The 13,141-nt window shown below is 34.1% G+C and carries 17 protein-coding genes; 7 read left to right on the plus strand and 10 right to left on the minus strand.

Annotated features, from left to right (window positions below):
• Positions 1-376: 376 nt before the first annotated feature.
• From LUA86_RS04465 to trpS, 7 genes are all read right to left on the minus strand, one after another.
• The gene (locus tag LUA86_RS04465; RefSeq protein WP_231459391.1) at positions 377-559 is read right to left on the minus strand and encodes a hypothetical protein; all 183 of its coding nucleotides are present in this window, start codon (positions 557-559) and stop codon (positions 377-379) included.
• Between the two features lie 166 nt (positions 560-725).
• Positions 726-1,175, minus strand: a complete 450-nt coding sequence (locus tag LUA86_RS04470) for a hypothetical protein (protein ID WP_231459392.1) — start codon at positions 1,173-1,175, stop codon at positions 726-728.
• 148 nt (positions 1,176-1,323) lie between these two features.
• Positions 1,324-1,674 (minus strand): hypothetical protein, encoded by a 351-nt coding sequence (locus LUA86_RS04475; RefSeq protein ID WP_231459393.1) that lies wholly within the window; start codon positions 1,672-1,674, stop codon positions 1,324-1,326.
• 124 nt (positions 1,675-1,798) lie between these two features.
• On the minus strand, positions 1,799-2,332 hold the full coding sequence (locus tag LUA86_RS04480; RefSeq protein ID WP_231459394.1) for a hypothetical protein: 534 nt from the start codon (positions 2,330-2,332) through the stop codon (positions 1,799-1,801).
• Positions 2,333-2,528: 196 nt separating this feature from the next.
• Positions 2,529-3,308, minus strand: coding sequence for a 3-deoxy-manno-octulosonate cytidylyltransferase (kdsB, locus tag LUA86_RS04485; protein ID WP_231459396.1), 780 nt, complete (start codon positions 3,306-3,308; stop codon positions 2,529-2,531).
• 144 nt (positions 3,309-3,452) lie between these two features.
• Positions 3,453-4,067, minus strand: coding sequence for a deoxynucleoside kinase (locus LUA86_RS04490; protein ID WP_025144984.1), 615 nt, complete (start codon positions 4,065-4,067; stop codon positions 3,453-3,455).
• Positions 4,068-4,136: 69 nt separating this feature from the next.
• Entirely contained in the window at positions 4,137-5,135 is a 999-nt protein-coding gene (gene trpS, locus LUA86_RS04495) for a tryptophan--tRNA ligase (protein WP_231459397.1), read from the minus strand.
• Between the two features lie 440 nt (positions 5,136-5,575).
• On the opposite strand from trpS, the gene LUA86_RS04500 reads away from it, so the two are divergent.
• The 6 genes from LUA86_RS04500 to LUA86_RS04525 all read left to right on the plus strand — a co-directional run bounded on the left by LUA86_RS04500 (position 5,576) and on the right by LUA86_RS04525 (position 8,521).
• Positions 5,576-6,166: a lysophospholipid acyltransferase family protein gene (locus LUA86_RS04500; RefSeq protein WP_370634305.1), complete on the plus strand. Its 591-nt coding sequence runs from the start codon at positions 5,576-5,578 to the stop codon at positions 6,164-6,166.
• 1 nt (position 6,167) lies between these two features.
• Positions 6,168-6,458: an Asp-tRNA(Asn)/Glu-tRNA(Gln) amidotransferase subunit GatC gene (gene gatC / locus LUA86_RS04505; RefSeq protein WP_231459400.1), complete on the plus strand. Its 291-nt coding sequence runs from the start codon at positions 6,168-6,170 to the stop codon at positions 6,456-6,458.
• Between the two features lie 65 nt (positions 6,459-6,523).
• The gene (locus LUA86_RS04510) at positions 6,524-7,282 is read left to right on the plus strand and encodes an ABC transporter ATP-binding protein (protein WP_231459401.1); all 759 of its coding nucleotides are present in this window, start codon (positions 6,524-6,526) and stop codon (positions 7,280-7,282) included.
• Positions 7,283-7,363: 81 nt separating this feature from the next.
• Positions 7,364-7,912 carry a cob(I)yrinic acid a,c-diamide adenosyltransferase gene (locus LUA86_RS04515; protein ID WP_231459403.1) on the plus strand — a complete coding sequence of 183 codons (549 nt, stop codon included), beginning with the start codon at positions 7,364-7,366 and terminating at the stop codon, positions 7,910-7,912.
• Between the two features lie 84 nt (positions 7,913-7,996).
• Positions 7,997-8,218, plus strand: a complete 222-nt coding sequence (locus LUA86_RS04520; RefSeq protein ID WP_010603503.1) for a DUF2795 domain-containing protein — start codon at positions 7,997-7,999, stop codon at positions 8,216-8,218.
• A 144-nt stretch (positions 8,219-8,362) separates the two neighbouring features.
• Positions 8,363-8,521: a lmo0937 family membrane protein gene (locus LUA86_RS04525; protein WP_231459404.1), complete on the plus strand. Its 159-nt coding sequence runs from the start codon at positions 8,363-8,365 to the stop codon at positions 8,519-8,521.
• A 27-nt stretch (positions 8,522-8,548) separates the two neighbouring features.
• Here the strand turns inward: LUA86_RS04525 and LUA86_RS04530 are convergent, their stop codons facing one another.
• Both LUA86_RS04530 and queA read right to left on the minus strand, forming a co-directional pair.
• Entirely contained in the window at positions 8,549-9,223 is a 675-nt protein-coding gene (locus LUA86_RS04530; protein WP_231459405.1) for a 2-C-methyl-D-erythritol 4-phosphate cytidylyltransferase, read from the minus strand.
• A 76-nt stretch (positions 9,224-9,299) separates the two neighbouring features.
• Positions 9,300-10,349: a tRNA preQ1(34) S-adenosylmethionine ribosyltransferase-isomerase QueA gene (gene queA, locus LUA86_RS04535; RefSeq protein WP_231459406.1), complete on the minus strand. Its 1,050-nt coding sequence runs from the start codon at positions 10,347-10,349 to the stop codon at positions 9,300-9,302.
• Positions 10,350-10,559: 210 nt separating this feature from the next.
• Between queA and LUA86_RS04540 the strand changes: the two genes are divergently transcribed.
• On the plus strand, positions 10,560-11,804 hold the full coding sequence (locus LUA86_RS04540; protein ID WP_231459407.1) for an ABC transporter permease: 1,245 nt from the start codon (positions 10,560-10,562) through the stop codon (positions 11,802-11,804).
• Positions 11,805-11,868: 64 nt separating this feature from the next.
• Here the strand turns inward: LUA86_RS04540 and LUA86_RS04545 are convergent, their stop codons facing one another.
• A complete protein-coding gene (locus LUA86_RS04545; protein WP_231459408.1) occupies positions 11,869-13,065 on the minus strand; it encodes a pyridoxal phosphate-dependent aminotransferase in 1,197 nt (398 codons plus the stop codon).
• Positions 13,066-13,141 lie beyond the last annotated feature (76 nt).

Genomic DNA, 13,141 nt, shown 5'->3' on the forward strand with positions numbered 1-13,141 from the left:
TCGATTACCTAATCTACTGATAATCAAATAGATTTACGTTATTTTATCGCGATTCTATGAATAATTCGTACTCTTTTTTGGAATGCAAATTCTGATTTTCTAAGATAATAGTGGTGAATTTATAATGTGGATTTCGATAGTATTAATTTTTGCCTGAAATACTTTCGGATTATAATATAACCAGCGGGCCCAATTGTTAATAAGATAAAAGGTATGTAGCCATCAATAGGGCAATCAACAATTTGAACATTCATAATTATACCACAGCTACTACTCACATGACAATTTCTGTAGGTATATGGCGGATTTATTGGTACGATTAAACATCTACTAGAAAATGACACCGGTGTATTGTAAGTGGCGATGGCTGCACTACCTATATTACCAGGATTACATGTACCGCCTGATGCACCCGGAACAGTAGCACCAGTGGATTGGTATAAATTGTTGTACCGAAAACTCCGGTATTTACAACGATAACACAGGCATTATTATACGTTTGTGCATTTAATTTCAATGCAAAAATTAAAAACAATGTTAAAATATTGTATGTTTTCATAGTTGGGATGTTTATGAAATACAATTAATTATAATGTCTACTGAGAACCAGCTATATGAAATGGAGGAACAATCTGCTTTTTAGGAAAACGAAGCGATACTGAAACTGCTTCTTACTCCTAAACGGAATAAAATTGAAGAAATTATAGTTATGTAAATATTTATTATTAGTTGAATGACTTTCTTTTGCTATTGTATACAGTTAAACCAACTACTGAGAGAATCAGAAATGGAACGTATGTATCTAAGGGGCAAAAAATTGCATTTGAAATAAGTACCCCGCAAAGTTTAGCACCTGAGGATGGTGAAATTACTGTACAATTTCTACTACCAGTATTTAAAGCAGGAGAATAACAATTATATGTTGTTACACCAAAATTTGTTGGTGTATTATACATAGGTGCATTTCCTGAGACACCAGGTACACCACAATCATTTAACGTTGCTACTGAACCTGTTGGATTTTGAAAAATATAGCCTACACCAAGTACAGAGTTATTCGTATTTAAAACTACGCACCCGCTGTAAGGCTGGCCCGGAATAGGTTGAGCTAAAGCTTTTGAAGCTGAAAATAAAAATGTAGAAAATAATAACGCGTAAGTAAAAAACCACTTCATAAATAATTATAAAATGGGATTGCGTACTACATCAATAGGGAAAATCTAAAATTTTAGATTGGAGATTATGTCGCGAAAGTAAGATAAAAAAATTTAAATTCAATTCAGATACCAAGCTTGAAGCCTTGTTTAATTTGAGGTATTTGCATTATTTCTGAAAAAAGGCAATTAATTTATCTATTCGTCTTTTATTTTCTTGCTGAAGTAGAGATGGATATAAATTCATCAAAATATTAATGATGGTCACTACTAAAGCAAGTAAGTGTTTGCCCTTAAAAAATGTTACAACAGCAAAGATAATTACTGCAAAAAAAGCAACTAAGTGACTCACTTCGGCAATCGTCATTTCTTTGCGAAGGTTATCCAACTCAGAAAGTTTGGGTTTGTTTTTAATACTAAGCTTAGGATTAAAATATTTGAAGAAAGTGTTTTTAACAACCCACTTAATCAATGTAACACCAATCGCTTTATTTATAAATCTACTTTTAATAAAGTTCAAGTTGGATAAGTTGGTTCTATAAAGCTCAGTTTTAACTAGGAAAGCATTAATTATCATCCCAATTATCCAGGATATAAATGTTATAGAAATGCTGTAGGTAAAATATTTAATCACTTCAATTGTATTAACAGCACTTATAATAAACCTTTACTTTTTTTTCTTTATCATCCCAGGCTATGTATAGATTAGTTTCTTTTCCTAATCGGTATTTAAAACCATTTAAGCCCGATTTTTTTAAATCTTCGTAAAGTTCTTTGTCTGGAGCATTGTTATCTGCTTTATCTTCAGGCATTACGGCTGGCTCAAGGAAATTATCTTCTGCAAAAAAATCATTAGCAATTGTTTTCAGATAAATGAACTGGTCTTTCTCTTTAGATAAATCTATGTTTGGGTCGGTATTATTAACTAAATCTTTGCCCTTTAAATTTTCAGCAAATATTTCTCTGCCGGCAGCACTAACGATAGTAAAGTGCAAAACAATGTCAGCAGCTTTTCTGCCGGTTAATTCAATTTTAAAAGTATCCAGCGTATTCAGATTTGAAAATGATTTTGTCAAAACCTGGTTAACATTTTTAAATTCTAATGAATCTTTCTTCTCTGTTTGACAAGAAGCCAATAAAATAATGCAATATGCAAGTCCGTAAAATAATTTTTTCATAAGCTTAATTAGATACCTGTAAAGTAATAAAATTTTAAAGGATTGTTACGTACAGATTGATTTATACCGTCATTGCGAGGTACGAAGCAATCTTATTAAATGAAAAAGATTGCTTCGTGCCTCGCAATGACGACGATTTCCAAACTTATGCTTATCAAGACTAATTTGACATTAAATGTCTGTAGCCTGAATGATTTTACTCCAACTTTAAAGCCTTTAATAGTTTATTTAACTTTTTAAGGTCTTCTGGCGTATCAATGGCAACAGTTTCCAAATCAGTTACTTTTGTTTGAATATAATAACCGTTTTCTATCCAGCGAAGCTGCTCTAAACTTTCTGCAATTTCTAAAGAAGAAGGCGGAAGTTTGGTAATTTCTTTAAGTGATGCTGTACGGTAGCCGTAAATGCCTACATGTTTGTAAAACTGGTGTTTTTCGGCCCAAATACCGGGTTCGCCATTTCTAATAAACGGAATCGGGCTTCTGCTAAAATACATTGCTCTGCCGTTTACATCTATAACTACCTTCGGACTGTTCGGGTTATAGATACTTTCTTGGCTTTCTATAGATTTAATGAGTGTAGCTAATTGTACCTTTTCTTCGGCAAAGCAACTGGCCAGCAAATCAATCTGAGCTGGCTCTATAAAAGGTTCATCTCCTTGAATATTAATTACGATATCAAAATTTGGGAGGTGCTCAATTACTTCCGCACATCTATCTGTACCGCTTTGATGGTTTGATGAAGTGAGCACATATTCGCCGCCAAATCTTTTAACTTCTTCAACAATTCTATCATCATCTGTAGCAATAACCACCTTAGATAAGCTTTTTGCTTTTGCAGCCTGCTCATAAACACGCTGAATCATAGTTTTTCCGGCAATTTCAACTAATGGCTTACCAGGAAAACGAGTTGAAGCGTATCTTGCGGGTATAATGCCTATTAATTTTGCTGAAGATTCAGGGTTTTTATTGCTCATGTTATGATTTACAGATAGATGTTTTTAGAAATATTTTAATCTTTCGTCATTGCGAGGCACGAAGCAATCTTTAAAAAAAAATGTGCAAATGAAATTGCTTCGTGCCTCACAACAACGTGAAATGAACAAACAGCTTTCTAGATTTTAAAACAATCCATTAATTTCAGCTTCAATAGATTGAATCACAGTGCCTAAATCTTCCGGATTATTGGTGAAATCTAACTTATCCTTGTCTAAAATTAATAATTTACCTAAGTTGTAACCTTTAATCCAGGCTTCGTATTTTTCATTTAGTTTAGAAAGATAATCTATACGAATACCGGCTTCATATTCTCTCCCTCTACGTTGAATATTATTTACCAAAGTTGGCACAGAAGCACGCAAATACACCAACAAATCTGGTGGTTTTATAAACGAAGTAATATTATCAAAAATTGCACGATAGTTATCATGATCGCGAGTGGTCATTAAAGCCATATCGTGTAAATTCTCTGCAAAAATATGTGCATCCTCGTAAATCGTTCTATCCTGAATTACATTACGTTTGTTTACCTCAATATCTGTAATTTGTTGAAAACGACTGTTTAAAAAATATATCTGTAGGTTAAAGCTCCATCTTTTCATGTCGCTGTAAAAATCTTCCAAATACGGATTATTATCTACGGCTTCGTAAAGCGCTTCCCATCCATAATTTTTAGCTAATAAACCCGTCAAAGTAGTTTTTCCGGCACCAATGTTTCCTACAATTGCTATATGCATCTTTTTTCTTTTATAGATTAAGGTTTAGGCTAAGGTTAGTTTTTGCATCTAAACCTTAAAGCTAATTAATTAAAAACTTTTAAATCCGATTAAGTTGCGTACTTCCTTAATGGTTTTTTGAGCACTTTCTCTTGCTTTTAAAGCGCCGTGTTTTGCAACCTGTCTTAAATACAAATCATCTTTAGAAAGTTCTTCAATCCTCTCTCTAATTGGCGAATTAAAAACAATCATATCTTCTGCCAATTGTTTCTTCATATCGCCATAGCGAATTTGCATTTTATTATATAAACCATCAAAATGCTCAATTGTATCAGGTGTCGAAACAATTTTCATCAAATCGAAAAGGTTTTGAATCGCTTCTGGTTTCTCCTGATTCTCTTCGGTTGGTCCGCTATCACTAACAGCTCTGGCTACTTTTTTACGGATAATTTCCGGACTATCAGATAAATAGATGCAGTTGCCATCGCCATCAGATTTACTCATTTTACCTTTACCTTCCAAACCGGGTACTTTAACCAGATTTTCAGCATAATTAAAAGCGAAAGATTCCGGGAAAAAATCGGCGTTATACATTCTGTTAAAACGATTACTGAAGTTTCTGGTCATTTCCAAATGCTGCTCCTGGTCTTTTCCAACAGGCACTTTTGTTGCACGGTGAATTAAAATATCTGCAGCCATTAAAGTAGGGTAGGTTAATAAACCTGCATTAACATTATCTGGATTGGCTCTAATTTTTTCTTTGAATGATGCGCTTCTTTCAAGCTCACCCAAATAGGCATTCATATTCAGATACAAATAAAGTTCAGATACTTCGGGTACATCCGATTGAATATATATCGTTGTTTCTTCCGGATTAATTCCGCAAGCTAAATATTCTACTAATACATGGCGAACATATCCGTTTAAATCGGCAGGGGTTGGGTGAGTGGTTAACGAGTGCAAATCGGCAATAAAAAAATAGCAGTTGTAATCGTACTGCATCTTAACAAAATTGGTTACCGCACCAAAATAATTTCCTAAATGTAGCTTTCCTGTCGGCCTGATGCCGCTCACCACTGTTTCTTTCATAATGGCACGAAATTAAAAATAAAATGCCATCAATCTATAGTCTCAATTCAATTTAAATTTTAAGTTATATTTTTTTTGTAAAGCAATTGCCTTAACCTTTATTAAAGTTAGCCCCGCTAACCGCTTTACTTCTCCCGATACAAATCGGGATTCGTGCTCGCTTATATTGCCTGCCTGCCTGATGCAAGGGTTTAAAAACTTTGGTTTGTCTATATATCAGTATACAAAAGGCCAAAAGCGAAAAGGTTTAACAAAAAAGATTTATTGTTATGTAATACGCTGTTAATTTATATTTTTGATAATCTATGATAAAATTCTTGAGGCAAATACACCGGGTTTGGTACCTGTTTTGGATTAATTTTTTCTTTGCCTTATTTTATCCAATCTACTACCTAACTTCTAAAACCTCAAAATATTACGGGATATTAAATTTTTGCCGAATGGCAAATAGTTTCCTTTGCAGTATGTTTGCAGGTGTTTTTTTCTCTTATAAATTCGAGCAGCCACTAACTGATAAACAAACTTATGTTTATTGCGCTAACCATACCTCCAACTTGGATATAATGATTTTTTGCATTTTAGCTAAAGGCCGTTATCATTTTATGGGGAAAGATGAATTGTTAAATAACCCGGTATTAGGTATATTTTTTAAAACGATTGATATCTCTGTAAATCGCGACAGTAAAATTTCAGCTTTCAGGGCATTTAAAAAAGCTGGCGAAAATTTAGAGAAGGGGATGAGCTTAATTATTTTTCCGGAAGGTAAAATTGATGATGAATATCCTCCAAAACTTGGAGAATTTAAGAATGGGCCTTTCCGTTTAGCCATAGAAAAAAATATTCCATTAGTACCCGTAAGCATAACAAATGTTTGGAAAATTAACTGGGATGATGGCGCTAAGTATGGAAGTAAGCCCGGAATTTGCGATATTTACGTCCACAAACCTATAGAAACGCAAACACTAACCGATTTGGATAGCGATGCTTTGAAAGAAAAGGTTTTTAAACTGATAGAAAGTAAATTAGTATAAAATGAATTTAGACGAAAAAACGATACATAAAATTGCCGACCTCGCCCGGATTCATGTAAATGATAAAGAAGTTGAAACCTTGATTCCTGAAATGAACAAAATTTTATCATTTATGGAGAAATTAAACGAGCTTGATACTTCTTCGGTTAAGCCTTTAGTTTACATGAATGAGGCGTCTAATGTTTGGCGTGAAGATGTAATTAAGCAAGAAATTTCGACTGCTGAGGGTTTGAAAAACGCAGCAAAACACAGCGATCAATTTTTTATGGTTCCAAAAATTATTGAAAAGTAGATTTTTGGAAATTTTTAATCTCTTGTAACATCTTAACCATTACGCTTGTCTAAAAAATAAAAACTATGTCGCAACCACTCATCACCATTAAAGAAATTGGCCGTAAATACGTTATCGGTTCAGAGGTTATCCACGCTTTAAAATCTGTTAGTTTAGATATTAACAAGGGCGAATTCGTGGCTTTAATGGGGCCTTCTGGTTCAGGTAAATCTACTTTGATGAATATTTTAGGTTGTTTAGATACTCCATCAAGCGGCAGCTATATATTAAATGGTACAGATGTAAGCCACATGACGGATGATGCCTTGGCAGAAGTTCGTAACCAGGAAATTGGTTTCGTTTTCCAAACGTTTAACCTTTTGCCACGCTCAACATCATTAGATAACGTGGCTTTGCCATTAATTTACGCTGGCAATAGTAAAAAAGACCGCGATGCAAGAGCTGCCAAGGCTTTAGAAAACGTAGGTCTAGGTAATCGTATGGACCATAAACCTAATGAACTATCTGGTGGTCAACGCCAACGTGTTGCTGTAGCTAGAGCATTAATAAATGATCCATCAATTATTCTTGCCGATGAGCCAACAGGTAACCTGGATACTAAAACATCAATCGAAATTATGGGTTTATTGGAAGAAATTCATAGTAAAGGAAATACTATTATTTTAGTGACCCATGAGGAAGATATTGCCCAACATGCACACAGAATTGTACGTATGCGTGATGGATTGATTGAAAATGATTACGTAAATACTGATATTAAAAATGTTTCTCCACGTTTACAGGCACTAAAAGATAGTGGTAGCGATTGGGAGAAAATAAATTGATGAAGTTTTAAGTTGTAGGTTATAAGTTATATGGTTTGGATATACTTAAAACGTATAACTTACAACTTAATACTTTTCAAAATGAAAATATACACTAGAACAGGAGATAAGGGGCAAACCTCTTTAATTGGCGGTACTCGAGTGCCTAAATATCACCTTCGCATTGATACTTACGGAACTGTTGATGAACTAAACTCGTACATAGGTTTAATAATGTGCCAGGATATTGATGTTAATCATAAACGGCTACTAAAAGAAATTCAAGACAGATTATTTACCATCGGCGCATCTTTAGCAGCAGATCCTGAAAAATCTAAAATGAAAATACCTGATTTGCTTGATAGTGATATTGTATTGCTGGAAAAAGAAATGGATGCGATGAACGAAGTTTTGCCAGAATTAAAGCATTTCGTTTTACCGGGAGGAAATACAGTGGTTTCTTACTGCCATATTGCCCGCTGCGTTTGTAGAAGGGCAGAACGTTTGGCAGTTGAATTAGCAGAGCAGAGCTTTGTAAATGAGCATGTAACCGTTTACTTAAACCGTTTAAGTGATTATTTATTTGTTTTGGCACGAAAACTGAATATGGATTTTGAGGCAGAAGAAAACATTTGGATACCGCGTGTTTAATAGTGGAAAAATAAGTTTGTTTTGCTCGAAAATTTTAATATACTTTGCGCATAATTACGAAACGAGAATTAACTGAATAAAGATATGTATTGGACACTAGAATTAGCTTCCCACTTGGAAGATGCACCATGGCCAGCAACTAAAGATGAATTAATCGACTACGGTATCCGTTCGGGTGCTCCTGTTGAGGTTATTGAAAACTTACAGGCTTTAGAAGACGATGGCGAGCCTTATGAAACGATTGAAGAAATTTGGCCAGATTACCCAACTAAAGAAGATTTCTTCTTTAATGAAGATGAATACTAAATTATAAATCTCCTAAATAACCTTTAGGAGATTTTTTTTGAGCTAATTTATAGCCTTTTAGAATAAATATTTACAATTTCTAAACAAAAGTAAATCTACCGTTGTTACTACTTCAACATTTACGAACTTAAAAAAATTAACACGATGGGAAATTTATTGTATTTAGTCGCAGTGGTATTAGTAATACTATGGGTTATAGGATTTTTATTTCATGGCTTCGGCGATGTAGGTAACATTATCCATGTTTTATTAGTAATAGCAGTTATTGCAATTTTACTTAAAGTTATAGGTAGAGCATCCTAAAAAAGAAATAAAAATGCCCTTTAAATTTTAGAGGGCATTTTTGTTTAAAAACCATTCTGCAATATCTAAATCTACAGGATAGGTTATTTTTATATTATTTCGTTCGCCTTCTACTAAATTAATCTTAGTGCCATTTGTTTCAACAACACTTGCATCATCGGTGAAATTATTGCTGAACGGCAAATCATAAGCTTTCTTTAGTATTACAGAATTAAAAACTTGAGGCGTTTGAACCAGAAAAAAATCTTCGCGATTTACCGCTTCAGTTTCTTCTCCATTTTTCTTTCTAATACTATCAATAGGTTTTATCGCTGCAATTGCATTTCCATTCTTTAGGGCATAACGGAAAGTTGTATCAATTAAATTTTTACTGATTACAGGTCGCACGGCATCGTGTATTGAAATTATTGATTCCTCAGAAATGGTATCAATTGCATTTTTTACAGAGTGGAATCTTTCTGCTCCACCAGTAATAACTTCATGCGGTATGTTGAAATTAAATTCTAAGCATAGTCTATTCCAATAAGAATGTTGTTGTTGATTTAATACAACTAGAATTTTGGGCTGTAATTCGCTTAAAGCAAAAGCTTTTACGGTATGCATTAAAACCGGGAGGTTATTAAGCAATAAAAATTGTTTAGGCGTTTCGGTTTGCATCCGGTTCCCGGAACCTCCTGCTACAATTATAGCGTAATATTTCATCTTCAAAAATATCAAGTATTTAGTATAAAGTAAAAGAGCTTGTCTAGGTACTTCATACTAAATACTTGAATCTATTCTAGATAATTAGCATGGCATCGCCGTAGCTATAGAATTTATATTTTTCTTTTACTGCAACTTCGTAGGCATTCATCACATTTTCATAGCCTCCAAAAGCACTAATCATCATTAATAATGTCGATTCTGGAGTATGGAAATTAGTTATCATTGAGTTTGCAATACTGAATTCGTATGGCGGGAAAATAAATTTACTTGTCCAGTCGTTAGCAGCTTTTAGTGTTCTGTTTGCAGAAACAGCAGATTCTATTGCCCGCATTGATGTTGTGCCAACAGCACAGATTTTTCTCTTTTCTTCAAGCGCTTTATTTACCAGGTTAGCATCTTTTTGCTCGATGATAAACTGTTCAGAATCCATTTTATGTTTAGTTAAATCTTCAACTTCAACAGTTCTGAAAGTTCCTAAACCTACGTGTAAAGTTACCTCAGCAAACTCAACGCCTTTAAGCTCAAGGCGTTTCATTAATTCGCGGCTAAAATGTAAACCTGCCGTTGGAGCTGCAACCGCACCTTCATGCTTAGCAAAAATGGTTTGGTAACGTTCCTTATCTTCAGCAGTTGCTTTACGCTTAATGTATTTTGGAAGTGGCGTTTCCCCTAAAATTTCAACATTTCTTCTAAACTCTTCATCAGTTCCTTCAAATAAGAAGCGAATGGTACGACCGCGAGAAGTAGTATTGTCTACAACTTCAGCAACCAATAAATCATCGTCTCCGAAGTATAATTTATTACCAACACGGATTTTACGGGCAGGATCTACTAAAACATCCCATAAACGTAATTCTTTGTTTAATTCTCTTAATAAGAAAACCTCGATAGTAGCACCTGTTTTCTCTTTATTACCATATAAACGAGCAGGAAACACTTTCGTGTTGTTCAAAATCATAACGTCCTTGTCATCGAAATAACCTAAAACGTCTTTAAATATTTTATGTTCAATTTTACCGCTGTCTTTGTGCAATACCATTAAACGTGCTTCATCACGTTCTTCGGATGGATTATGTGCAATTAGCGACTCTGGTAGGTTAAATTTGAATTGTGATAATTTCATTCTTGATGAATTTTTTGAGGTGCAAAAATACGAATTTAATTTTTCTTTTTAGTATTTTAAGCAACCTCATTTGCTTAATTTATGTTTTAATTAATATTTTATTGTATATAGGCATTGATTAACTTAGTTTTTATGAAAATTTTGAATAAAGTATTTATAAGTTTTAAATAGCTGTAACCTTTTATACATCTTTGTGTCTAACCTTTAATTATGATAATATTCAGGCTAATTGGTGAGAGTTTTCGTTTTGCTTTAGATGCTCTGCGACAAAATAAATTACGTACAATGTTATCGCTGCTGGCAATAACCATTGGTATTTTTGTAATCATTTTTGTGTTTTCAGGGGTTGATACCTTTAGAGCAAAATTGCAGTCTAGCGTAGATAAATTGGGTTCAAATACAATTTATGTACAAAAATGGCCATGGAGTTTTGGCGATAATTATCCTTGGTGGAAGTATGTAAACCGTCCACAACCATCTATTCGTGATTTTCAATCGCTAAAAGAGCGTATGGAAAATGCTGATGGTATTACTTTTGAAATGTCTACAACAAACCGTACCATAAAATATAGAAGCGGCTCAGTAGAAGGGATTTCTGTATCTGCAGTTTCACATGATTTTAATAAAACCTGGAACTTTGAATTACAATCTGGAAGATACTTTACCGATAATGAAAGTAATAATGGTTCACCCGTTTGTTTAATCGGGTCTGAAATTGCCGAAGGTTTATTTGGAAGCGACAATCCGATTGGTAAACAAGTTCAGATTTTAGGTAGAAGAGTAACTGTTATTGGTGTATTTTTAAAAGAAGGTGAAGATATGCTTGGAACCTCATTAGATAAAAATGTAAACATTCCAATAAATTTTGCAAAAGGTATTCTGGATATTCAAAACGATAGGTACGACCCACAAATCACAGTAAGAGGTTCAGAAAATGTATCATTAGAAGAAGTGGAGAGCGAATTGAGAGGGGTGATGCGCTCCATCCACAGAATAAGACCGAATCAGGAAGATGATTTTGCGTTGAATAAAACAACAATTTTATCTAACCAACTTGATAAAATGTTTGATGTTGTAAAGTTAGCGGGTTGGGTTATCGGTGGTTTTTCTATTCTCGTAGGTGGTTTCAGTATCGCTAACATTATGTTTGTTTCGGTAAAGGAAAGAACAAATATTATTGGCATTCAAAAATCTTTAGGCGCAAAGCGATATTTCATTCTCTTACAGTTTATTTTCGAAGCAATTTTACTTTGTATTTTAGGCGGATTGTTAGGTTTGTTGCTGGTTTATTTACTTGCCCTGGCCATTGGTGCAATCACTGATTTTCACATCATATTAGGTTTAAATAATATTGTTCTTGGTATTGGTATATCAGTAATCATAGGAACAATATCAGGTTTTTGGCCAGCCTTTTCAGCATCCAGGTTAGATCCTGTAGAAGCCATAAGAAGTTAAGAATTTTAGGACATAAAAAAAACTCTGCTAATTTTTAGCAGAGTTTTTTTGTTTGAAGGCATTCCTAGTTTAATTTTCCTAAAGCTTCCTTGATTCTTCTAAGCGCTTCAACCAAACTTTCATCTGATGCCGCGTATGATAAACGGATGTAGTTATTGTTTCCGAAAGAGTCACCTCCAACAGTTGCAACATGGCCCACGTTTAATAAGTATAAGGCTAAATCTGATGAATCTTTAATCACATTCCCATCAGCATCCTTTTTGCCGAAAAATGAACTAATTTCCGGAAAGAAATAAAATGCTCCATCTGGCAGGTTTGTTTTAACACCAGGTATTTCATTTAATAAATTATATACAAGCTCACGACGGCGAAGAAATGCTTCTTTCATTTTTAAAACACTTTCTAAACCTTGCTCATAAGCTACTATACCAGCTCTTTGCGCTATAGAACAAGTTCCTGAAGTTGTTTGACCTTGTAGTTTATCGTTTGCTGCTGCAATTTCTTTATTTGCTGCGATGTAACCCAATCTCCAACCCGTCATTGCAAATGCCTTGGAGAAACCATTAACAATAATTACACGGTCTTTAATGCTATCAAATTGCGCAATAGATTCGTGTCTATCCACAAAATTAATATGTTCGTAAATTTCATCCGATAGGATAAAAATATTAGGATGCTTTTCGAAAACCTTTGCCAATGCCTCGAGCTCTGCCTTATTGTAAACCGAACCAGTAGGATTACATGGCGAAGAAAACATAAAAAGCTTAGTTTTTGGTGTAATTGCTGCTTCTAATTGTTCGGGTGTAATTTTGAAATTACTTTCCAGGTCTGTATCAATAAAAACCGATTCACCTTCTGCTAACGTTACCATTTCAGAATACGACACCCAATATGGTGTGGGAATAATTACCTGATCGCCTGGGTTTATTAAGGTAAGAATAACGTTTGATAAAGACTGCTTTGCACCTGTAGATACTACAATTTGAGCAACATCGTAATCTAAATTATTCTCAGTTTTAAGTTTGTTCACAATCGCCTGACGTAAATCTGGATAGCCCGGTACAGGAGAATATCTCGTGTAATTTTCGTCTAAAGCTGTTTTTGCAGCATTTTTAACGTGGTCTGGAGTATTAAAATCTGGTTCGCCAACACTTAAGCTGATAATGTTAATACCTTTAGATGCAAGTTCGCGTCCAAGCTTAGTCATTTTAAGCGTTGCAGATTCTGATAAACTATTGATTCTATTTGATAAGATGCTCATGGATAATTACTTTGAACGCAAATATATAAACCAAATATTATTCTGCACTAAAAAACAGTTTTTTTTATCAACTAAA

Origin of the sequence: Pedobacter sp. Leaf132 (assembly GCF_920984695.1) — a bacterium.
GTDB lineage: Bacteria > Bacteroidota > Bacteroidia > Sphingobacteriales > Sphingobacteriaceae > Pedobacter.

Coding starts and splice junctions, on each gene's coding strand:
- LUA86_RS04465 (WP_231459391.1), bottom strand. CDS start 559: ATGAAAACATACAATATTTTAACATTGTTTTTAATTTTTGCATTGAAA.
- LUA86_RS04470 (WP_231459392.1), bottom strand. CDS start 1,175: ATGAAGTGGTTTTTTACTTACGCGTTATTATTTTCTACATTTTTATTT.
- LUA86_RS04480 (WP_231459394.1), bottom strand. CDS start 2,332: ATGAAAAAATTATTTTACGGACTTGCATATTGCATTATTTTATTGGCT.
- kdsB (WP_231459396.1), bottom strand. CDS start 3,308: ATGAGCAATAAAAACCCTGAATCTTCAGCAAAATTAATAGGCATTATA.
- LUA86_RS04490 (WP_025144984.1), bottom strand. CDS start 4,067: ATGCATATAGCAATTGTAGGAAACATTGGTGCCGGAAAAACTACTTTG.
- trpS (WP_231459397.1), bottom strand. CDS start 5,135: ATGAAAGAAACAGTGGTGAGCGGCATCAGGCCGACAGGAAAGCTACAT.
- LUA86_RS04500 (WP_370634305.1), top strand. CDS start 5,576: ATGGCAAATAGTTTCCTTTGCAGTATGTTTGCAGGTGTTTTTTTCTCT.
- gatC (WP_231459400.1), top strand. CDS start 6,168: ATGAATTTAGACGAAAAAACGATACATAAAATTGCCGACCTCGCCCGG.
- LUA86_RS04510 (WP_231459401.1), top strand. CDS start 6,524: ATGTCGCAACCACTCATCACCATTAAAGAAATTGGCCGTAAATACGTT.
- LUA86_RS04515 (WP_231459403.1), top strand. CDS start 7,364: ATGAAAATATACACTAGAACAGGAGATAAGGGGCAAACCTCTTTAATT.
- LUA86_RS04520 (WP_010603503.1), top strand. CDS start 7,997: ATGTATTGGACACTAGAATTAGCTTCCCACTTGGAAGATGCACCATGG.
- LUA86_RS04525 (WP_231459404.1), top strand. CDS start 8,363: ATGGGAAATTTATTGTATTTAGTCGCAGTGGTATTAGTAATACTATGG.
- LUA86_RS04530 (WP_231459405.1), bottom strand. CDS start 9,223: ATGAAATATTACGCTATAATTGTAGCAGGAGGTTCCGGGAACCGGATG.
- queA (WP_231459406.1), bottom strand. CDS start 10,349: ATGAAATTATCACAATTCAAATTTAACCTACCAGAGTCGCTAATTGCA.
- LUA86_RS04540 (WP_231459407.1), top strand. CDS start 10,560: ATGATAATATTCAGGCTAATTGGTGAGAGTTTTCGTTTTGCTTTAGAT.
- LUA86_RS04545 (WP_231459408.1), bottom strand. CDS start 13,065: ATGAGCATCTTATCAAATAGAATCAATAGTTTATCAGAATCTGCAACG.